This is a genomic window from Pseudomonas alliivorans (genome assembly GCF_017826695.1).
In the GTDB taxonomy this organism is placed as follows: domain Bacteria; phylum Pseudomonadota; class Gammaproteobacteria; order Pseudomonadales; family Pseudomonadaceae; genus Aquipseudomonas; species Aquipseudomonas alliivorans.
Genome location: NZ_JAFFZW010000007.1, coordinates 237,629 through 259,703 on the forward strand (window position 1 = coordinate 237,629; position 22,075 = coordinate 259,703).

15 protein-coding genes and 1 pseudogene are annotated in these 22,075 nt (G+C 58.3%); 9 read left to right on the forward strand and 7 right to left on the reverse strand.

The window, feature by feature from the left end; translation table 11 throughout:
- Positions 1 to 326: 326 nt before the first annotated feature.
- Positions 327 to 1,001 (reverse strand): TIGR04211 family SH3 domain-containing protein, encoded by a 675-nt coding sequence (locus tag JTJ32_RS19060; protein WP_099229079.1) that lies wholly within the window; start codon positions 999 to 1,001, stop codon positions 327 to 329.
- 465 nt (positions 1,002 to 1,466) lie between these two features.
- On the opposite strand from JTJ32_RS19060, the gene ppnN reads away from it, so the two are divergent.
- Complete coding sequence (gene ppnN / locus JTJ32_RS19065; RefSeq protein ID WP_099229080.1) at positions 1,467 to 2,840, forward strand: nucleotide 5'-monophosphate nucleosidase PpnN; 1,374 nt, start codon at positions 1,467 to 1,469, stop codon at positions 2,838 to 2,840.
- Positions 2,841 to 2,884: 44 nt separating this feature from the next.
- Here ppnN and JTJ32_RS19070 read toward each other — a convergent pair whose 3' ends face one another.
- Complete coding sequence (locus JTJ32_RS19070; RefSeq protein ID WP_099229081.1) at positions 2,885 to 3,754, reverse strand: helix-turn-helix domain-containing protein; 870 nt, start codon at positions 3,752 to 3,754, stop codon at positions 2,885 to 2,887.
- Positions 3,755 to 3,905: 151 nt separating this feature from the next.
- Here JTJ32_RS19070 and pobA point away from each other — a divergent pair, with 151 nt between their 5' ends.
- The 8 genes and pseudogenes from pobA to JTJ32_RS19110 all read left to right on the forward strand — a co-directional run bounded on the left by pobA (position 3,906) and on the right by JTJ32_RS19110 (position 15,594).
- Positions 3,906 to 5,090, forward strand: a complete 1,185-nt coding sequence (gene pobA / locus JTJ32_RS19075; RefSeq protein ID WP_184323169.1) for a 4-hydroxybenzoate 3-monooxygenase — start codon at positions 3,906 to 3,908, stop codon at positions 5,088 to 5,090.
- Between the two features lie 199 nt (positions 5,091 to 5,289).
- Entirely contained in the window at positions 5,290 to 6,615 is a 1,326-nt protein-coding gene (locus tag JTJ32_RS19080; protein WP_210042949.1) for an MFS transporter, read from the forward strand.
- A gap of 167 nt (positions 6,616 to 6,782) precedes the next feature.
- Positions 6,783 to 7,133, forward strand: a complete 351-nt coding sequence (locus JTJ32_RS19085; RefSeq protein ID WP_099229084.1) for a DUF6152 family protein — start codon at positions 6,783 to 6,785, stop codon at positions 7,131 to 7,133.
- Complete coding sequence (locus JTJ32_RS19090; RefSeq protein WP_184323302.1) at positions 7,133 to 7,627, forward strand: DUF6644 family protein; 495 nt, start codon at positions 7,133 to 7,135, stop codon at positions 7,625 to 7,627. The genes JTJ32_RS19085 and JTJ32_RS19090 overlap by 1 nt, the downstream gene beginning before the upstream one ends.
- A 291-nt stretch (positions 7,628 to 7,918) precedes the next feature.
- Entirely contained in the window at positions 7,919 to 9,994 is a 2,076-nt protein-coding gene (gene tssI / locus JTJ32_RS19095) for a type VI secretion system Vgr family protein (RefSeq protein ID WP_210042951.1), read from the forward strand.
- Positions 9,991 to 10,536: pseudogene (locus tag JTJ32_RS26625) on the forward strand (DUF4123 domain-containing protein); the annotation flags it as partial. The gene tssI and the pseudogene JTJ32_RS26625, both read left to right, overlap by 4 nt.
- Before the next feature lie 248 nt (positions 10,537 to 10,784).
- Positions 10,785 to 14,570 (forward strand): hypothetical protein, encoded by a 3,786-nt coding sequence (locus JTJ32_RS19105; RefSeq protein WP_210042954.1) that lies wholly within the window; start codon positions 10,785 to 10,787, stop codon positions 14,568 to 14,570.
- 163 nt (positions 14,571 to 14,733) lie between these two features.
- Positions 14,734 to 15,594: a hypothetical protein gene (locus JTJ32_RS19110; protein WP_408004610.1), complete on the forward strand. Its 861-nt coding sequence runs from the start codon at positions 14,734 to 14,736 to the stop codon at positions 15,592 to 15,594.
- Between the two features lie 53 nt (positions 15,595 to 15,647).
- On the opposite strand, the gene JTJ32_RS19115 is transcribed toward JTJ32_RS19110, so the two are convergent.
- The 5 genes from JTJ32_RS19115 to JTJ32_RS19135 all read right to left on the reverse strand — a co-directional run bounded on the left by JTJ32_RS19115 (position 15,648) and on the right by JTJ32_RS19135 (position 22,069).
- Positions 15,648 to 17,885: an ATP-binding protein gene (locus tag JTJ32_RS19115; protein WP_099229089.1), complete on the reverse strand. Its 2,238-nt coding sequence runs from the start codon at positions 17,883 to 17,885 to the stop codon at positions 15,648 to 15,650.
- Positions 17,882 to 18,496 (reverse strand): biliverdin-producing heme oxygenase, encoded by a 615-nt coding sequence (locus JTJ32_RS19120; RefSeq protein WP_184320222.1) that lies wholly within the window; start codon positions 18,494 to 18,496, stop codon positions 17,882 to 17,884. Before JTJ32_RS19120 ends, JTJ32_RS19115 begins: the two co-directional genes overlap by 4 nt.
- Positions 18,497 to 18,691: 195 nt before the next feature.
- Positions 18,692 to 19,639, reverse strand: a complete 948-nt coding sequence (gene dmeF / locus JTJ32_RS19125; protein WP_210042955.1) for a CDF family Co(II)/Ni(II) efflux transporter DmeF — start codon at positions 19,637 to 19,639, stop codon at positions 18,692 to 18,694.
- A 25-nt stretch (positions 19,640 to 19,664) separates the two neighbouring features.
- Positions 19,665 to 19,940 carry a metal/formaldehyde-sensitive transcriptional repressor gene (locus tag JTJ32_RS19130; RefSeq protein WP_099229092.1) on the reverse strand — a complete coding sequence of 92 codons (276 nt, stop codon included), beginning with the start codon at positions 19,938 to 19,940 and terminating at the stop codon, positions 19,665 to 19,667.
- 95 nt (positions 19,941 to 20,035) lie between these two features.
- Positions 20,036 to 22,069 (reverse strand): LTA synthase family protein, encoded by a 2,034-nt coding sequence (locus tag JTJ32_RS19135; RefSeq protein WP_210042956.1) that lies wholly within the window; start codon positions 22,067 to 22,069, stop codon positions 20,036 to 20,038.
- Positions 22,070 to 22,075: the final 6 nt, after the last annotated feature.

Here is a 22,075-nt window from a genome sequence, read left to right on the forward strand (position 1 = left end):
AAAATATAAGACCCATGGCCTGAACGACTTTTCCAGGTCCAGCATCGATGCGCATGTTAACTAATGGCCACATGCCACATATAGCCCCGATCGCTCTATCGTGAGGTTCAATTCAGGGCAACAGCCAGTTTTTCGACCACGCAGGCAGAAACTATAGAGCGAACATCGACTTCGCGACTGATTGCATCCAGGACAGGCAGGATTTTTTGCGAGGCAGATCGAAAATGCGGGAATGAGAAGGCTGCTACGGAGATGCGAGTCACATACAGGATGGCCCTGCACCGCAGCGCCCCGACACGCGGGGGCTGCGGCATGCGGATCGAGCGTTACACCCAGCCGTCGTTCTTCTTGCGGCCACGGGTCAGGGCCGGCAGGATCAGACCGACCAGCAGCCCGGCCCCGGCAATGCTCCCGCCGTAGACCATGTAGCGCATCATCACCTGCTTGTTCTCGTCACCCAGCCGCGCCTGTGTGGAACGCAACTCGGCCTGTGAGTCAGCCAGCTGATCATTGAGGGTCTTGGTGCGCGCTTCCAGTTCATCGACCAGCTTCTTGCGCGCGTCCAGCGTTTCCTGCATGCCTTGCACGCGGGTTTTCCAGGTGTTGTCGATGCCGTTCAATTGCTCGGTGAGTTCTGCGACCTGTTGGGTCAACTGCGGCACACGCTCCGCCTGACCGGGGACTTCCTGCAGATCACTGCTGGGAATCCATACGGTACTGCCGCCCTCACCGCGCACCTGACTGAAATTGCCCGAGGTGCTGAGCAGCTCCACTTTCTGCCCGGACTTGAGCGTTCCGACGATGCGATGTCCGTCAGTAGGACCGCTGCGCACGTAGGTGGTCAGGCTGTCACTCACCCAGCGGTCATTGTCCGCTGCTTGAGCGGTTACCGGAGTAATAACACAAAGAACGGCGCCCAGCAGACCGGTGCCGAGGAGATGACGCGAAGCAGTGAACAGGCCAGGGGCACGAGAACGCAGTGCTGAAAGATGACGAGACATGGCAATGATTATCTTTGTCTGGAATGAAAATAAAGCCCCGACGTACGGGCCGGCTAACGATGGCTCTGGCAGGAGGCCAATCAATTGCAACTCCTGTCTGGACGGGGTGTCTGCCTATCAGGCGAGCTGAAAAACGCCTGCAATCCTTTATATCGGCAGCCACTTCCACGGGCTGTCCAGAGAGTCCATCAGCTAACAGACCCTGTTAAATGGGTCAGGTTCACTATAGGCCCGCTTGCGCGTCAAAATTCAGCCGCGTGGCGTTTCGATCAAGTGCCTGCTTTATCCAATTTCAGTCCTTCAGACGACGCCCACACCCTCGAACACGCAGCAGGTAAGGCCCGGCGTTTGCATTCGCGCCCAAGTGCTGTAGAAAATACCCGTCAGGCGTGAACGTCTTCGATGCTCACCATCCTGATGCGCAGGCCCTGCCGCCTCGACTGCATCGCTCTAATGGAAAATAGAATGATCCCAAGACAAGTGATTAACGCCACGGTAAGCCCAAAAGGCAGCCTTGAAACCCTGTCCCAACGTGAAGTCCAGCAGCTCAGCGCTGCCGGCTCAGGCAGCACTTACACCCTGTTCCGCCAGTGCGCCCTGGCCATTCTCAATACTGGCGCGCATGTCGACAACGCCAAGACCATCCTTGAGGCCTACGAGAACTTCGAGGTCCGCATTCACCAGCAGGACCGCGGCGTGCGACTGGAGCTGCTCAATGCTCCGGCCGATGCCTTCGTCGACGGCGAGATGATCGCCAGCACCCGTGAAATGCTGTTCAGCGCCCTGCGCGACATCGTTTACACCGAAAGCGAGCTGGACAGCCAGCGCATCGACCTGAGCAACTCTCAGGGCATCACCGATTACGTGTTCCACCTGCTTCGCAACGCCCGCACGCTGCGCGCCGGTGTCGAACCCAGGATGGTGGTGTGCTGGGGCGGCCATTCGATCAATACCGAAGAATACAAATACACCAAAAAGGTCGGCCACGAGCTGGGCCTGCGCAGCCTGGACATCTGCACCGGCTGCGGCCCCGGCGTCATGAAAGGCCCGATGAAAGGTGCGACCATCGCGCACGCCAAGCAACGCATCGTCGGGGGCCGCTACCTGGGTTTGACCGAGCCGGGCATCATCGCCGCCGAAGCGCCCAACCCCATCGTCAACGAACTGGTGATCCTGCCGGACATCGAAAAGCGTCTCGAAGCCTTCGTGCGCGTCGGCCACGGCATCATCATCTTTCCGGGCGGTGCAGGCACGGCCGAAGAATTCCTGTACCTGCTGGGCATCCTGATGCACCCGGACAACAAGGATGTGCCGTTCCCGGTCGTGCTGACCGGCCCGAAGAACACCGAACCCTACCTGCAACAACTGCATGCGTTCGTCGGCGCCACACTGGGCGAAGAGGCGCAGCGTCATTACCAGATCATCATCGACAATCCGGCAGAAGTCGCCCGTCACATGGCCAAGGGCCTGAAGGATGTGCGTCAGTTCCGTCGCGAGCGCAACGACGCGTTCCACTTCAACTGGCTGCTGAAGATCGAAGAAAGCTTCCAGCACCCATTCGATCCGACCCACGAAAACATGGCCAGATTGCAGCTCAACCACGACATTCCGCCTCATGAACTGGCGGCGAACCTGCGTCGGGCGTTCTCCGGCATCGTGGCGGGCAACGTCAAGGACAAGGGCATTCGCCTGATCGAAGAACATGGCCCATACCAGATCCATGGCGATCCATCGATCATGCAGCCGCTGGACAAACTGCTCAAGGCCTTCGTCGATCAGCACCGCATGAAGCTGCCGGGTGGCGCAGCTTATGTGCCGTGCTACCAGGTTGTGACCTGATAGCAGGACCGCAGAAAAACGGGGCGCTGAACAGCGCCCCGTTTTCATTTCTGCTGACGGAACTGGCTGGGTGACTGCCCGGTAGCCCGCTTGAAGAATCGGGAAAAATACGCCGGCTCGGAAAACCCCAGGCTGTCGGATACCTGATTCACCGTCATGGTCGTATAGACCAGATTGCGCTTGGCCTCCAGGAGCAGACGCTGATTGATGATCTGCAGCGCCGATTGATCGCACAGCCGCCGACACAGCGCATTCAGATGCGCCGCGCTGAGCCCCATGCGCTGCGCGTGCTGCTCGATGGACCAGTGTTCGCGGAAGCTCGACTCCAGTTGATGCATGAACACCTGCAAATGCTCCCGACCGCGCTCCTGCACCGGACTGTCATCACCCCGCTGCTCGCTGCCCCGTCGACTGAGCCAGACCATCAGCACATTGATCAACGACTGCAGCATCAGGTCACGACCCGGCTTGCGCTGGCGATACTCGCGGGCAATCGCACTGAACAGCGTGTCCACGTAGATGCTGTCCTCGCCCAACGCATGACAACGCGCCGTGCCGATGGCCGAAATATCCAGCGCAGCTTCCAATTGCTCCACCAGCGGCCGCGCCAGGCTGAGGATGTGCCCCTGAATGTCCTCGGCGAATTTGAACGTGTGCACGCTCAATGCGGGGACCACTTGCAGCGACGGCGTATCGACCTGATGCACCCGGTCCTCGACTTTCAATATCGCCTGACCGGACTGCACATACAGCAACTGGACCAGATCACCATGCCGATGGGGCTTGATCTCCCATTCATGCATTTTGCTGCGCTCAGGAATCGACTCGCAGTGGATCAGGTCAGGCGTCGGCCACGCCGTGGTTTCGCCGTAAAGCTTGAAGACGGGAACGGAAACGGGCGCTGTTCTTGGCATCGATCATTCCTCACCAGACCCTTGAAAAGTCCAGATAATGCGCTGGATATTGCCTTCTTATCTCGTCGTCATCCATTAAAAATGCAGGAGACAAAAACAAATACATCCCGCACGCCTCGGCTGGCAGGGATTACAAAACAGGACGACACCCATGAAAACCCAAGTCGCGATCATCGGCTCAGGCCCGTCCGGACTGCTGCTGGGCCAGTTGCTGCAACGTGCCGGTATCGACAACGTCATCGTTGAACGCAAAGACCCCGACTACATCCTTTCCCGCATTCGTGCCGGCGTGCTTGAACAAGGCATGGTCGACCTGCTGCGCGAAGCAGGCGTCAGCGAGCGCATGGATGCTGAAGGTCTGATCCACGACGGTTTCGAGTTGGCCTTCGGCGGGCGCTGCGAGCGCATTGACCTCAAAGGCCTCGCCAATGGCCGAACCGTAATGGTCTACGGCCAGACCGAAGTGACCCGCGACCTGATGCAGGCCCGCTCCGCGTGCGGTGCCATGACGGTCTACGACGCCGAAGACGTCCAGCCTCATGACCTCAAGACTGACCGCCCTTACCTGACGTTCGTCAAAAATGGCGAAACCGTGCGTCTGGACTGCGACTACATTGCCGGGTGCGACGGCTTTCATGGCGTGTCCCGGCAGGCGATCCCGGCCGAGGCACTGAAGGTATTCGAACGCGTCTATCCGTTCGGCTGGCTCGGCGTGCTGGCCGATACCCCGCCGGTCAACGAAGAACTGGTTTACGCCAACCATCCGCGCGGCTTTGCCCTGTGCAGCATGCGTTCGGCGATTCGTACGCGTTATTACGTGCAGGTCAGCTCGAACGAACGTGTCGAGGACTGGTCCGACGAGCGTTTCTGGGACGAACTCAAATCGCGGCTGCCTGCTCATCTGGCGGGGCGTTTGGTGACCGGCCCGTCCATCGAAAAAAGCATCGCCCCGCTGCGCAGTTTCGTGGTCGAACCCATGCAGTACGGCCGACTGTTCCTGCTCGGCGACGCGGCGCACATCGTCCCGCCCACTGGCGCCAAGGGCCTGAACCTGGCCGCCAGCGACGTCAGCACGCTATACCGCATCCTGCTCAAGGTCTATCGGGATGGACGCACCGACCTGCTGGAAAAATACTCGCAGATCTGTTTGCGCAGAGTCTGGAAAGCCGAGCGATTTTCCTGGTGGATGACCTCTGTTTTGCACAACTTTCCCGACACCGACGCCTTCAGCCAGCGCATCCAGCAGACCGAACTGGACTACTACGTCGGCTCCGAGGCAGGACGCCGGACCATTGCCGAGAACTATGTGGGCTTGCCTTACGAAGCTATCGAATAAGGTATTGTCGGGCGCATGATCAACGATCATGCGCCGTCTCTCTGTCAGGGCCCTGGACAGTGCCCGCCTTTGTGCAATCTCACAACGCACCCCCGCCTCAGCCGTGCAAAACCCCAAAGCGTTTTTTCTGCAGCCTCCCTATGATCGGAAAGCCCCCGGCAAGCTGCATAAAAATAACAAGCTCTGAGGAACTGACGCCATGCCCAACTCTCCGGTTCGCGAGGTTGGCGACGCTGACGGCAATCATGTCTATCGTCGCATCACCCTGCGCCTTATCCCTTTCATCTTTATCTGCTACCTGTTCAACTACCTGGACCGCGTGAACGTCGGCTTCGCCAAGCTGCAGATGCTTGATGCCCTGAGTTTCAGCGAAACCGTCTACGGACTGGGTGCCGGTATCTTCTTCATTGGCTACGTGCTGTGCGGCCTGCCCAGCAATCTGGCGCTCAACCGCTTCGGTCCACGGCGCTGGATCGGGTTGATGATGATCACCTGGGGCACGTTCTCCACCTGCCTGCTGTTCGTCACCACGCCAGCCGAGTTCTATGTGCTGCGCTTTCTGACCGGCATGGCCGAAGCAGGCTTTTTCCCCGGCATCGTCCTCTACCTTTCGCGCTGGTACCCGAACCAGCGACGCGGCCGGATCATGGCCTTGTTCATGTCGGCGATTCCGGTGTCCGGGCTACTGGGTGGACCGTTCTCCGGCTGGATCCTCAACCACTTCGCCGCCGGTCAAGGCGGGATGGCGGGCTGGCAGTGGATGTTCCTGATTCAGGGCCTGCCGACCGTTGCGCTGGGCGTGCTGGCGTTCTTCCTGCTCTGCGACAAGGTCGAAGATGCACGCTGGCTGACGCCCGAGCAGCGTCGGCGGGTCAAGGCCGATATCACCCGGGACGAACTCAATCGCCCGGTGCAAGGCAAGCGCTCGGTGACCTCGGTACTGACGATGCCTGTCATCTGGATTCTGGGCTTCATCTATTTCTGTATTCAGAGTGGCGTTTACGCGATCAACTTCTGGTTGCCGTCGATCATCAAGAATCTGGGCTTCAGCGATGCGCTGGTGATCGGCTGGATCAGCGCCGTGCCGTACCTGATGGCGGGCGTGTTCATGCTGCTGGTGGGCCGCTCCGCAGACCTGCGCAATGAGCGCCGCTGGCATCTGGTGGTGCCGATGCTGATGGGCGCAACAGGGTTGATCATCGCTGCCAACTTCGCCACCGTGCCGCTCGTGGCCATCCTCGGCCTGACCGTCGCCACCATGGGCGCATTGACCAGTCTGCCAATGTTCTGGCCGCTGCCGACCGCCCTTCTCAGCGCCAGCGTTGCGGCGGGCGGCCTGGCCCTGATCAACTCGATCGGGCAAATGGCAGGCTTCCTCAGCCCTTATCTGGTGGGCTGGATCAAGGACCAGACGGGCTCGACCACCATGGCGTTGTATTCCCTGGCTGCACTGACCATCGTCGGCAGTGTGGTTGCCTTGCGCATCAGCCGTCAGTCGGCAGTCAAGGTCCGCGCGACGGCCTGAGTCTCTTCCAACCGATCACAACTTCCACGGTAACCGGCTACCGTGGAGGTCTCGGATTTCCATCCGTCGGAGAGATAGCCTGACGCGTCGCTCTTTTCGTTTCAGCTGATTCACTTGTCTGCATCGACTTGATATCCCCCCATGATCCTTGCAGGAGCATCCGTGCCATGAACCTCATGCACAAGAGCCTCGGTGCATCACTACTGATGGTTGCTAGCGTCGCCTTTGCCCACCACGGCTGGAGCGAATACAACGCCGACAATCCGCTCACCCTGACTGGCACCATTTCGCAAAGCGGATACGCCAATCCCCACGGTTTCATCCACCTCAAAACCGCCGACAAGACTTGGACCGTGGTGCTGGCACCGCCCTCACGTATGGAAAACCGTGGCCTGACTCAGCAGATGCTGGCAAACGATACGCAGGCAACCGTCGTGGGTTATCAAAATCGAACCCGGTCTGAAGAGCTGAGAGCCGAACGCATCACCATCAACGGCAAGACTGTCGAGCTGAGATGATGGCGGTCGTCGACGACGGCTCATGGCTCATCTGGCTGCAAGCTTCACCGCTCGGTCAGTCCATGCGTGGCGAGGTCTGGTTGTACCCGATCGTCGAGGTGGTGCACATCATCGGTTTTGCCGTGCTGGTCGGTTCGGTGATCCTGTTCGACCTGCGCCTGCTGGGGTGGTCGAAAGACATCCCGATTACGGCGCTTGCGCGTCATCTGCTGATCTGGGCCCTGGCGGCACTGCTGCTGATCGTACCGGCCGGGCTGATGATGTTTGCCGCCCACCCCGACGACTTCGCCAGCAACGGCCTCTTCATTCTCAAACTGTGTCTGATCGCAGCTGCCGGTGCCAACGCTGCGCTCTTTCATGTGGGCGTCTATCGCTCAGTGACGCACTGGAACGTCCGGCAGACTTCACCGTGCCTCGCCAGATGCCATGCCGTGCTTTCAATCGCCCTCTGGATCGGCGTCGTGACCTGCGGACGACTGCTGGCTTACACCTGAAAATACCGTAACGCTCGGATCATCGTGATGCGCAACTTATTGCACAGGCGCTGCCCACAAGACCTGTTCCTGACCTTGCAGGCCAACGTCTAGGTTCGATTCGCAGACATTTGCGCACGTGCGCAATACCTTGCACGGTATTGACGGCCAAAATGATCAAAAAACGATCAAATCTGCGAAAATAAAACACTAACTCTTTGTTTTTTATATAAAAAAAATATCAGGCATGCATCTTGTTATAGGTACCTGACTCGACGGGCGCAGTTGCCTGTTGATACAGAGGGATTCGGGATGCCTGCCCACCAGACTTTTTTCAAGCTCAACCTTGATGGCGTCGATCACGACTTTCAGGTGCTCGCCTTCAACGGCCGGGAAGCCATCAGTCAGCCGTTCACCTTTACCCTGGATCTGCTCAGCGAGTCATCCTGCCTGGATCTGGAAAGCCTGCTGAACCGTCCTGCCTTTTTGCAGTTCGCACCGGACAACGGGGGCATTCACGGTTTGATCGACCGCATCGCCCAAGGCGATTCGGGGCAACGTCTGACCCGTTACTCGATCACCTTGCGCCCGCATCTGGCCCGCCTCGGCCTCCGCATCAATCAACGCATCTTTCAGCACCGTACGGTGCCGCAGATCATTGCCCTGATACTGGAAGAGCATGGCCTGCTTGCCACCACTTATCGTTTCCAGCTCGCCAGCGTCTATCCCGAGCGTGAGTACTGCGTGCAGTACCACGAATCGGACCTGCACTTCATTCAGCGTCTGTGCGAGGAAGAAGGCCTGCATTATCACTTCGAACACAGCCCCGCTGCCCACCTGCTGGTGTTCGGCGAGGATCAGGCAGTGTTTCCCAAACTGGCGCCCGTGGTGTATCGACAAGACAGCGCGATGGTCGCCGAAACGCCCGTCGTCCAGCGCTTCAACCTGCGGCTTGAAACCCGGCCGACTCGCACCACGCGCCGCGATTACCATTTCGAAAAGCCGCGCCTGACCATGCAGGGCGCGGTACCCGGCGACGCCCGGCCGGACCTAGAGGATTACGATTACCCCGGCCTGTTTACCCACCGCGACCGCGGCACCCATCTGGCCGCCCGCGCTCTGGAACGCCATCGCCATGATTACCGGCTCGCCGAAGGGCACAGCGATCAGCCACGACTGGTCAGCGGACATTTCCTGCCCCTGAGCGAGCACCCTCAGGCGGCATGGAACGCCCTCTGGCTGCTGACCGAGATCCGGCATGAAGGTCGTCAGCCGCAGGTGCTGGAAGAAGCCGCATCGACCGAACCTTCGGGTGTTGGCGAGTTGCGCGAAGGCTATCGCAACACGTTCAGGGCCATACCCGGTTCAGTCCCGTTTCGTCCATCCCTGCGCCATCCCAAACCGCGCATTGCCGGCAGCCAGACAGCCGTCGTGACCGGACCTGCGGGCGAAGAGATTCATTGCGACAGGCACGGACGGGTCAAGGTCCAGTTCCACTGGGATCGCGAAGGTCAGGTCACGGACCAGAGCAGTTGCTGGCTGCGCGTGTCGTCGAGCTGGGCGGGTGACCGCTACGGTGGCATGGTCATCCCAAGGGTCGGCATGGAAGTGCTGGTGACTTTCATCGAGGGCGACCCCGACCGCCCCTTGATCAGCGGCTGCCTGTACCACGCCGAACACACCCCGCCCTACCCGCTGCCTGCTCACCAGACCCGCAGCGTGTTCAAGACCCTGAGCAGTCCCGGCGGCAAAGGCTCCAACGAACTGCGCATCGAGGACCGCGCCGGTCAGGAACAGATCTACGTCCACGCCCAGCGCGACTGGGACCAGAACATTCAACATGACCAGAAGATTCGCGTCGGCCACGAGCGGCACGACCGGGTCGAGGCCAACAGCTACAGCGAATTCAAGGCCGAGGAACACTGCGCGGTCGACGGCAGCCGCCTGACCGAAGTGCGCACGGACGATCACCTGACCGTGAGCGGCAAACAACACATCAAGGTCGGTGAAGCCCTGCTGGCCGATGTCGGCCATGAGATTCATTTCGAGGCGGGCGACCAGGTGGTGATCGAGGCCGGGCTGGAAATCACCCTCAAGGTGGGTGGCAGCTTTATCAAGATCGATCCGGGCGGGGTGACGGTCAGCGGGCCATTGGTGAAGCTGAACTCGGGAGGTGCGCCTGCCAGCGGCAGCGGCGCTCTGCCGAACCTGCCGGGCCTTGTCAAAGCGGTTCTGACAGAAAACGCAGGCGAGCTGTTGATGCAGAAGCTGGCAGATCCGGTTCCACTTGCCCAGCTCTGTCAAAAGCCTGAAGGCGGAACCCCGATGGACTGTCCGTTGCCCGATTGCGGCTGTCGCAAGGCGTTGCAGGAGGAAGGCAGACCATGAGGATCTCCCTGCTGCTGGAGCGTACCGACGACCTGCTGGAAAAGCTTTACCACCTGCTGCCTGATCCCAAGCCACACATGCTGTTCGACAGAACAGAACTGGCACCCTGTCGGGATAAAAGCCCTCTGTGGCTGGCTGCGACCGACGACGATAACGTTTTACGGGCGGTCCACGACGATCCTGAAAAATGGCCGGGGCTGATTATCGAGAGTCCGTTTCACAACGACATCCTGCTCGCGCATCTCAGACACCTGTCAATTGTCAACTTTGAGGGAATCCGCCGGGGCGTCCTGCGCTATTCGAATCCTGTAACGGCCAGCTACTTCTTCACAACCGGGACCACCGAAGAGAACGCGCCGTGGTTTGGGCCCATTTCCCGATTGTCGTGGTACGGCGGAACCTGGCCAGACCTTGCGCAAGGCAACCAGCGCTGGATGAGCCTCGACAATCCTCGTGCCTCTCGATGGACACCTGCGACCCAGCCAGCCACGCCGAGACTGAGCGACGCACATGAGCACGCCTTTCGTCACCAGGAGCGCGAGCGTTTTGCCTATGACTGGTGGAAGAAACAATCCGGCGTCGCCTTTTCAAAGGCACTCGACTATCTGGACGAAGGCATGGCCCATGGCTTCGCAACAGACCCGACGCTCATGAACCGCTACCTCTCGTTGCGCGCACAACACCCTGACCAGGAAGCGCCGCCGCGCCAGTACGGCGCCACTGGCGAAGCACGCTTGAACGCACTGCGAGACCTGCTGCAGCAGTCTGCGCGACACAAGGAATCTGTCTAATGACCATCGGCAGTCTGAGTACCGGTCCATGCTGTGAAACCGGCAAATTGATCGTTCAGGTCATGGGCAAGGATCACGCGTCCAGTCAACAATTGGTGCTGAACAGCAAGGACGGTGCTTGCACCTATCCTTCCCGTCCCGAGACGCTGGAAAGAGCGCAGTACAGCTGCATGCTGGAGGTGTGGGATCACGTTGCCGAGACGCAACTGGCGCTCGAAATTGCGACCACCGAAGGCGAACCGATATGTCTGCCACTGCTCGGTGACACACACGTCACTCCACGGCAGTCTGACGCACAGTTCAACCAGATCCTTCCGGTGCTGCCCTTCGTCACCCTGCCGGGTTCGAAAAGCCCCTACGACCTGGGCACGCCAGTATTGGCCCGTGCTGGCTATGTGTATGTGTTCTACCGGCAAAAGCTCTGGCGTGAACTTGAAGTGCGGATCAGCGATACCGGTACCACCTACCATGACATTGATGTCGCCCGGTTTCGTCAGGGTGAGGGCTTTACACCGGGCGAACGCACCGCCATCGGCGTGGCGCTTGACGACATCTGGCTGCCCGGAATGTGGAACAACCAGCGTGTGCTGGATGTGGAGTTGTGCTTTTCCGAGATACAGCTCAGCGCCCCCCGGCTGCAGCGTCTGGAGCGCGATGCAGCGTTGAGAACCCAGCGTTGCAAAAGGCCTGACCTCAGTTACTCGAAAGAGCGTTTCACCCGTCTTTACAAGGGCAAGCCTGATGGCGAAGCCATGCTCAAGGCGTTTTCAGGTTTCAACACGCTCGACAAGGTTCAGCAACTCACCCTGGCGCCAATCACGGCCGCACGCCTGAATCTGGAGCAGTCAGCATTTCCCGTCAGCCTCGCAGCGCCACAACGTGCACGCCAGCCCGGTTACGAACGGCTGCTGGAACACCCTGCCCTTTATCTGTGTGATCTGTCAGGCCAGTTTCCAGCCAAGGCGCTCGAACAGGCAAACGCCTTTCTTGCCGAAGCTGACAAAGGCAGCGCGATCAAGGACACACACTATCTGGAGCTGTCGGCGCTTGCCGATGCCATGCAGGCCAGCTTGCCTGCCGGTGAAGAAGATTCCACAGACAACCTTGTCCTCTGGGAAGCTCATCCGAATGTGTCTGACGTACTGAGCAAAGCTCGCCAGCGTCAGGTCTGGGGTGTGTTGCTTGAGGACTCCTATCACCGAATACGCCATTTACGACAGCGGCTCGATACCCATCAGCAACTGCTCGGTGTGTGCGCCAGGTACGCCATCCGGCACCCTCATCACGCCAGCGCCTTGCTGGTGCACCAGTTGATCGTTCCGCCAACGATAGCCGGCGCGAAAAACCCGCTCAATGAAGTGATCGCCTCGCTCTCGGACACGGGCCGACAAGCCGTCAACCAGTGCACCGCCACCGTCCAGCGAGCGCTGGCGTGGCGCAACATGATCGCCGTTCAGGGCCTGTTGGTTGAAAGCCTTCAACACCGCATCACACTCCAGACCGTCGCCGACCACCTTAGCCAGGATGGCTTCGAGTACGTAGCGGCACTGTATGACCTGAGCCGCACACTGACGACACTCGCACTCTCACCCTCAAACGTGGATCCGCTGGCGCCTGGTGGCACTATCGTGGACGCGGTCACGCAAGTCGGTTTCGTGGAGGCCAGGGTCAGTCAGGGCCAGACACTGCTGTCGCAGATAACCAACGACAGCGCGCATCCACTGCACCTCATGCTCTGGCCTGAAAGCGATCTGGAAACGGTCTGCAAGCCTTATGAGGTGCCACTCGACGAAGACAAGAACCTGGGCGACGGTCGCTTTCGCGCGACGCAACTGGCACGTTTCGAACACTCTCCCGCACCCGACCCCGCGACTCAGGTCACGCTGGACGCGACGCTGCTGGCCAATCTTCTGGCAGGTGACAGCCTGCAGAACTTCTTCCTCATCAACAACGGCAAAGCCACAACCGCTGCACTGGTCGGTATCTTCGAGAATCTGCAAGGCGCAGTCGATGCTGCCGAAAATGCTGTCGGACGGGCCGAGCAGACGCTGTCCTCCAGTAAAGCCAACGTCGCTGCCGCCGACATCAAAAGCCAGTCGGCCATCGATCAACTGGCCAAAGCCCGCGAACAGCCCGGTTCCAACGCACGCAGGATCAACATCAACCGCCAGGGCCGGGGCGTTCAGCAACTGCGCAGCATGATGCCGGAGCACTTCGGCGCCGCGTTCCTCTTGAAACGAAACCGGGTTACTGCGCAGCACTACGTATTTGGCCTGGAAGACCTGCCGACCCGAAGCACCATGCCCAACGCCCGCTACGGTGAATACCTGGACCCGAACGGCAACCCGTTCCGCGACATCGATCCTCCGTTCAACCCACACGGCCCCCTGACGTCCGGCGATCACCACGTGCTGGTCATCCCGCGCAGCCACAAAACCGCGCAACTGGTCGGCGACATCAACCGCAAACTGAAAGCCGCCCAAGAAGCGGGGCATGCGACTGGCAAAGCGGAAAGTGCCTATGTTCGGGCGAGAAGCGGGCTGAGTCAGGCCATCGAAAATCTGGATGCGACGAAGCGTGGGCCTGTTTACCAATTTCTGGCATCGACACGGTTTTGTGTGGCGGTTTTGATGTTGGAGGTTTGGAATGTGAGTTCGGAGAGTGATGCATTCAATCAAACAACCAGAGAGAAGAATAAATATCGGGCGTCATTAGGGAGCACGGCTGCGGGACTAGACCTAGCTATTGCTTTAGAAGCCTTAATCGTAAAAATGTCCGGAACAAAAGCTTCACTACAACCCACTAGACAGACACTATTGAGGATTACTGATGCCGGTTCCAAGCGCTGGCTTGGTCCTTTTTTAAGCCGTGCACTTGCCAAGGAAGTAACTGCTCGGATGCTTGCCCAGCTCATTTCAGGGATAGCGCTGACAGTATTGAACCTCTGGGACGCTTGGTACGCCTGGCGGCGAAACGATGATGCGGCATACGGACATATCCTTATTGCCATGGGTGGAATAGCTGGCACGTTGGGCACAGCATTCGCAGGAGCAAATACTTTCCTCGGACTGAGTCCCTTGGGCTGGATCGCTTTACTGTTAATCGGCACAGGAGTCGGAGTAATATTACTCTTTAGCTCAACACCACTGGAAACATGGCTAAAAAGTGGTCCATTCGGAAAAGGAGATGTCAGTGATTATTTTTTGAAAGACCCACAGGAGGCATTTTATCGACTCACCAGCCTACTCGCTGGCATAACGATAAAAATAGAAAAAAATCCAGCCTACGAACCATGTGCAAAGTACAACTTTTTCACTGAAACCCCCCACGCAATCAGAAGTGCCGACACGATCATTCGTATTCAAAGTTATTTACCAGGATTAATCAGCCGCCTTGAAAGTCTCGATATAAATACTGAATGCAGGTTAGGCAGTGTTATCACACGTTCCAGCCGAGAAGGAATACCTTACCAAACCGAAATTCAAGCAGCCGAAAAAAAAGAACTCCCAAAGGCACAACGCCTGCATCCTGACGGGTTGGAGTTATTTTTCAGAACCCCAACAAACCCGACAATATCAATTGGCGACACTAAAACCTCTCATTTAACTTGGGTAGTCAGAGCCCAATTTGTAATGAGTCGTGGCGATGAAAAACGCGTTTTTCCAGCACCTTCCCCCAGCGACCCAATTCAATACAACCTTACCTACGCCAAACCAGACTTCAGTAAGGTTAATCAGCCGTTCTGGGCAGATGAAGAAACATTCAAGGCACGTTCTCATGAATAAGTCGAAATCTACGTCCTACTACGGTAGCTTTACATACAAAAAAAACAAGATACCCAGACAGGCTTCTCCTTCTCGGCAGAACGTTAATGGCGTACGGTTACCGTGGGGAACGACCTCGAACATCATTCCCGATGGATTCGTGGCCGAGCCTACCCCAAATGAAATGCGAATGTGGGAAAAGCAAAATAATACCCGCACCCATAACGCACCCATTCCATTTCGTGACATCGAACTTCATCAGGTCTATGACCAAGAGCGTATACGTTTTGCACAACTGCCTTTCCGCTCACACTTCTGGCTATTCATGCATGCAGGAGGAAAGTGGTCATTTATAATACTCCTGCCTATTTTTCTTCTGACCTCGCTGCTCGGCATCGAAAACACTACTGACTCCGCAATTATAAATTACCTCATGAATGTATTTGATACATTTCCCATAATTATGTCACCTTGGTTAGTATGCTGGCTCATCGGCCACATCGTCATCAACCATTTCCCCAAAATCTGGTTCCGTCCCCCCAAAGGCCCACTCTGGGAGCTGAACCGCCGAACAGGACTGGTAACAATCTTCGACTACAAACGCCACCGAAAGGAAGGCGTGATAGGCGAGTTCATCGCACCGTTCTACGAGTTCGATGCCTACATGCTCACCACTCGGGATCGTTTCGGCTCCAACTATGGATTGCTGCTCCGCCATCGTTATGAAGACAGGCAGATCAACTTTCATTCATTGCTTGGTCCCGACGATTTCAAGCATCGGCCCTGTGCGCTCTGGGATTTTCTGCAGAATTACATGGATGTCAGCCGACCGATCCCGGATATCCCGCTGTTCGAAGCCTACCGGCATCTGGATCCTGTAACAGCAAAATACGACAAGGAAAACGGTCGCAACCCACGTTACTGGATTGACATGGACGACGACACATTCAAACAGCGAGTGGATGCAATGTGGCAGCGCGCGTGTGCCATCGACACGTTTACACGGCCCAATCTGATGGAGCGCTATGTCAGTTACAACGACTGAAAGACGCCGGCAAAACAGCGGTCGGGAGCGAGTGTTTCTCGCTCCCGGCAGGATCAATCCGCCCGCGGCACCGTAAACCGGAACTCACTGCCCTTGCCTGCTTCGCTCTCAGCCGCCAATACGCCGCCATGGGCCTTGATGATGCCTTGGGAAATGTAAAGGCCCAACCCGGTGCCGCTCGGGTTGCCTTCCTTGACGGTCCAGTAGCGTTCGAAGATGTGCGGCAGTTGATCAGGCGGGATACCTTCGCCGGAGTCGCGAACGGTGAAGACGATTTCTTCGCCGTTGGACATCGCCGCTATACCAATTTTGCCCAGCTTGGGGGTGAACTTGATGGCGTTGCCGATCAGGTTCGACAGCACCTGGAACAGGCGTTCCGGGTCAGCCTTGACCTTGAGTTCCGGCTCGGCGTTGAAGGAAATCTCGATGGACTTGTCCATCGCCAGCGGCGCGAGCAGCGAGTAGGCTTCTTCGAAGATCTGGCTCACCTCAAGGGTCTGCGGCGTGATGGTGTAGCGACCCGCTTCGATCTTCGAAGTATCGAGCAGATCCTCAAGCAGCACGTTCATGCGACTGGCAGCTTGCTGCATGGTGTCGATGGCCGAGGAGATGCGACGTGATGTATGCGGGCCGTCGGAACTGAAGGATTTCTGCATCATGCCGCACAGCATCGAGATGACGGTCATGGGATTGCGCAGGTCGTGGGACACGACGGCCACCAGTTCGTCGCGGGCGCGCACGGCTTGCTGTTCACGGGTGACCTGACGGGCCAGGTCGTCTTCCAGCGCCGAACGACGCAGGTCGTTGGCCGCAAAAAGGTCGCCGTGGCTCCACTTGGTCGCGATGCCGGTCATCTCGACCTTCCATATCTCGAACGAGGTACGAGGCCTGAGGTGCATGCCGACATCGGAGCTTTCCAGATTCAGGGGTTTGGTCGGGTCGCCGCTCCACTGAATGCTTTCCTTGACTTCGGGGCGGAACCAGATCACGCCATTGTCGACCGGCTTGGGCAGACTCATTGCCAGAACACCGCTGGCGATGGACTGATAGGCTTCGGCAGGCGGATAGACACTGGACAGCTGATGGCTGGAGAACACAGGCTCGCTGCCCGACATCATCCATGTGTGCAGCGCACGGATATCAGCAGGTTCTGGGCAAACCCCGTAGCACTGCATCTGACGGTCTTCGATGATTGCCACACCAGTGGCGCCCACCAGGTCCATCAACAACTGTGGCTGTTGAGACAGTCCGTCGAAAACGTTTTCTTCCGAAGCGATCATCGACTGATGCAGGCGGCCGAGTGTCAGCAGTTTGGCCTCGCGCTGGCGGCTGACGTCAAGCGCCTCCATGGCACTGATCTGCAGGGACAGAACCTGACCGAGTGCCTGACACGCGCTGCGCAGTTCGTGGGAAACGTACAGGGGGGTGCGGTGACCGCAGCTGATCAGGCCCCACAGCTTGTCACCCTTGATCAGCGAAACGCTCATCGAGGACAGCACGCCCATGTTCCTCATATACTGACAGTGAATCGGAGAAACGCTGCGCAGCGTCGAAAAGCTCAGGTCAAGCTGCTGGTCGGTGTCCGGACGCAATTGCGGCACCAGCGGTACGGGCGTGTAATCGGCATCGGGAATGATGCGCAGCCAGTTGCGGCGATACAGTTCACGCGCTTGCTCGGGAATGTCCGAAGCAGGGAAGAACAGACCGTTGAACAACTCCATCGCCGGGGAAGAAGCCTCAGCGATCACCTGGCCGTGCCCTTCGTCCTCGAAGCGGTAAATCAGAACGCGGTCGTAACCGGTCATTTTCTGAACTTCACGAACGCTGATTTCGTAAAGCGTCTGCAGGTCCTTGGCGGCATGCAACTGACGCAGCATGCGGCCCAGATTACCCGTACGTTCAAGGTAACTGACGGCCTGAGCGTCCTTGTCCTGGATTTCGAGCTCCAGAACAAGCGCGTCCTGGCTGCGATGCATCATGGCTTCGAATTCGACGCCATTGACGTTGATGAGCAGACGCGGCGCGTCGACGAAGGATTCATGGGCGCTGGCGCTTCTGATGACATCAGTCCAGCCGGCACCCAAAGCCTTTTCCAACGATTGGCCGATCACCTGCTGTGGTTCAAGACCCAATACGGTGTGAACGTTGGCGCTTACCTGAAGCACGGTCAGGGCAGGTTCTGTCAGAGTGAACAACAGGCCATGGGGCTGAATGGCGCCCGGGAACTGGATGGGTTCATCAGCACAATTGGCCAGGAGCGCTTCAAAAGCGTCCTTGTCGAGTTGGCTCATAAAAGTACCTCTTGACCGTCGAGCCAGCGCTCGAAACATGCAAATGTGGAATGCGCCGCCTGCGCTGCAGCTGCATTGAAAACACTGTCGTCCGGCACAGTGTCCAGATAATTCAAAAACACCTTCCAGCGCGGACCGGTATCCGCACCATACACATCCAGAAATGCAGCACCGTTTTGTTCGTCCAGCCCGAGTCGTTTGTCGACCTCGCGTCGCAGCACCTGCCCTCCAAGTGTCGCACCTTCGAGCACATACAGCACGCCCAGACACGCGGCAGGAGAATCGACCACAGGTAACCGGGAACAGAGCGCAAGGCGCTCGATGTTCTGATCAGTCATGCCCAGTGCCTGCAGGTCTTCAATCAGCACCGGGGTTTTGACCCGCTCGTGCGGCACGAGTTCTGACGGAACAAGCGCACTGGTTCGCAGAGCCGCTTCGAGCGGCAAATAAAACCCGTAATAAGCCTGCATCAAACGAAGGTAAAGAGCGGCATCCAGACTGGAAGAGAAAAACGGCATACGTTTTTCGAGTTGAAGGTGTAATTGACTGGTTTCAGAGCGAAGTGCATCAAGCAACTTCGAAGGTTTCAAGCAGGAAAACTTTGCCGGCATCCAGTAAGGCTCTCGGTGGTTCGATAAGTCAGAAAAAGCGCGTCCGAGCGAAAATTGACGGACAAAATACAGACTGAATGCGCAAGCGAACAGTCTTTTTCCGACTGGGCGATGAAATACAAAAGCTTGAAATGACGGCCATAAGTCAATGCGTGCCTGTTACTTGTAACACCGGCACGCATTGCCTGTTGAAACTCAGACGTTTCGGGTCTGATATTCGACCGTCAGATGCGAGATCTCATGTACGTGACCGAGTCTGCCACGGATCACATCAGCGGGCACTTTAATATCAGCCAGCACGCTGACAATCGCTGCATGAGCCTGGGGTCCGACCCGCCAGACATGCAGATCAATGATGCTCACGTCTCCGATGGTTTCCACAACCTCGCGGATTTCACCGGCCAGGTGCTCGTCAGTCACGTCCAGCAGAACTCGGGAACTGTCCTTGATAAGGCCATACGCCCACTTCGCGATGACACACGCGCCAACGATGCCCATCAGCGGATCCAGCCAGACCCAACCCAGATAGCGCCCGGCCAGCAGCGCCACGATGGCAAGCACTGACGTCAAAGCGTCGGCCATAACGTGCAGGTATGCCGAACGGAAGTTGTTGTCCCCGTGATGGTGGTCGTGATCAGGGTCCTGAGAATACCCATGATGGTCATGCGCGTGGCCGTGTCCGCCGGACAGCAAAACGGCACTCAGCACATTGACCGCCAGCCCGATGATCGCGATCACGGTGGCCTCACCAAACGCAACGGTGGTCGGCTGAAACAGCCGGACCAGCGACTCCACGCCGATGCCCAACGACACCATGGCCAGAATGAGCGCCGATGCGAACCCGGCAAGGTCGCCGACCTTGCCTGTGCCGAAGCTGAAACTGCGGTTGTGGGCATTACGTCTCGCAAAGGCGTAAGCACCTGCTGCGATGCCCAGCGCTCCGGCGTGAGTTGCCATGTGCAGACCATCGGCCAGCAGTGCCATGGAGCCGGTGACGTAACCTGCCACGATCTCGACCACCATCATGGCGAACGTCAGCGCCACGACCCAGAGCGTGCGGCGTGCGTTGCGGTCATGGGCGGTGCCGAGAAATACGTGGTGATGGGGCTGAGCGGCCGCATGGCCGTGATGGGCGTTGCTCATCGAAAGGCTCCTTGCACGACGGGTGTCATTTGGAATACCGGCGGATGGCTTCAAGTAATTCTTCCAGGCCTTGCGCCCGCGACTCGTCACTCAAATCGGGATGCGCCACATGCTCGCGGGCATGGGCTTCGATGATCTGGTCCAGCAAGCCGTTGAGGGCACCACGGGTGGCCGCAACCAGATGCAGCGTCTTGCCACACTCGGCATCGCCTTCCAGATGGCGCTCGATGGCCTGTACCTGTCCGGCAATGCGCCGGACACGCTTGAGCAGATCAGCCTTGTTATCGATCATGTGCGCCATACCATACCCCCCTACCTATCCAGAGATGAAGGGTAGACGCATCGGACGCGAGAGGCAAACGCCAGCCTGCAACCGAAAGGCTGGCGTAAACAGGATCAACGCACGTTCTGGTACAGCATCATTCGCGCTGTCTCGTGCAACCCGCGGGTCAGGTCGCGCAGGCGCTCGAACTCTTCAGGGTTCTGCTCGGCGACGTTGTCCAGCGGTGTCGGCGAAGCCAGATCGTGCAGCGTTGGAGAACTGCCGTCATGTTCCATCTGCAGCAGGTAATGCTGCGTCACACCGCCGATCAACGGGAAGGTGCCTTCGCGCAGCACCAACGGCACGACCCGCTCGCCTTCCGGCGCAGGCTGTTGAATGTCGCGCCCCATTGCGCCGTTGCTGAACGGCATGCCGGCTATGCCCGCCAGCGTCGGCAGCAAATCGGCAAGCCCTACCGCTTCGTTGATTACACGCGTGCCGAGCAGGCCCGGCGCGTGGATCAGCATAGGCACGTTATTGCTCTCCAGCCCCAGTTGCTCGAAGGCAGGCGCCATGTGAGGGATCTGACTGATGCGCGTGTTGTGATCGCCGAACAGCACGAAGATGGTGTTTTCGTAATACCCGCCCGCCTTGGCCAGCTCCATCAGTCGACCGATGTTGAAGTCCAGCAGACGTACCGCGTTGTACTGCTCGACGCTGCGCGAACCGGCGGCCTGAACCTGCTCCAGCGTCTTGTCGCTGACTTTGAAACCGTCGTTGTCTTTGGGAATGGTGAACGGCCGGTGATTGCCCGCCGTCTGCACGTAGGCGAAAAACGGTTTGTCAGCGGGCAAGGCGCGCAGAATGCGGTCGCTTTCCTTGAACAGGTCCAGATCGGAAATACCCCAGACGTCCACTTGAGGTGATTTCCAGTCGCGCTCATCGTACAGCCGCACGTCATCGATACTGCGCCTTATCAACGCGTTCATGTTGGCCCAGCCCGAGTTGCCGCCAATCATGTACAGCTTCTCGTAGCCTTTGAAGTCATTGATGATCGTGCGCTGACGGGTGAGCAGCGGATGGCGCGTGGCGGTCTCCTGACGGGTCACGTCGGGAACACCGGTAATGCTCGCCCACACTGTTTTCGCCGTGCCGGTCACCGGCACGTAAAAGTGCTTGAAGAACCAGCTCTGGGTTGCCAGATGATCCAGATTCGGCGTCGGGTTCAGAGGATTACCGTACGCACCGACGGCACTGGTACCCAGCGATTCCAGCATCACGAATATCACGTTCGGCGGCCGATCACCCGGCAGCCGATACGGCTGCACCGGCTGCTGGCGGGTGAAATCGGGAACGCTTACATCAGGCTTGTCTACACCCAGATAGCGAGCGACGACGTCGTAGTGCTCGCGTACCTGTTTTTCGTCGTAGCGCGATTGAGCGACTTTAAGCGTGTCGTAGAGAAACAGCGCCGGGTTGAGCCCCAGCGCCGCCACCTGACTGTTGCCAGAGAAAAATGCATCGCTCCAGCGCAACGGCACCGGGTTTTCCAGATTGAGGTTTTCGACCCGGCCCAGCAGCCCCAGAAACGTCGCGCACACCATCACGGCCGAGACCGCCACAACCGATACGCGCGTCATCGGCCTGGCGGCACGCGCCAGCGTCACCCGCTCCAGTCTGATAAGTGCCCAGCCCATCAGCGCAACGATCAGCAGCCAGCCAAAGGTGATCCATAGCACCGGATAGGTCTGCCAGAGCATGTCCCGGGAGATCTGCGCGTCTTCCAGATAACGCAGCACACTGGCGTTCAGCCTCACGCCGAGATAAGCGTAATGACCAAAATCGACGATGTAGACCATCGTCAGAACGGCCAGCGCCAGTATCAGATAAACCCTCACCACCCAGCGCAGCGCAGGCAGACGGATCAGGTTCACGCGTGGCAGCCAGAGCAGCACCGCCACCGGCAGCATCAGCAACAACGCCAGACGCAGGTCGAAGCGCAAACCGATCCCCAGTGTCTGCAGCACGTCACCGCGGGTGAACAGCGTGCCCGGCTCCAGGCCTGAAAAACCGTAGAAGAACACCATCCGCAACACGGCCAGCAAGACAAACACCAGCCCGATCGCGCCCAGCCAGTAACTCAGGCGTCGTGATTGCAACCCACTCATTCTCTT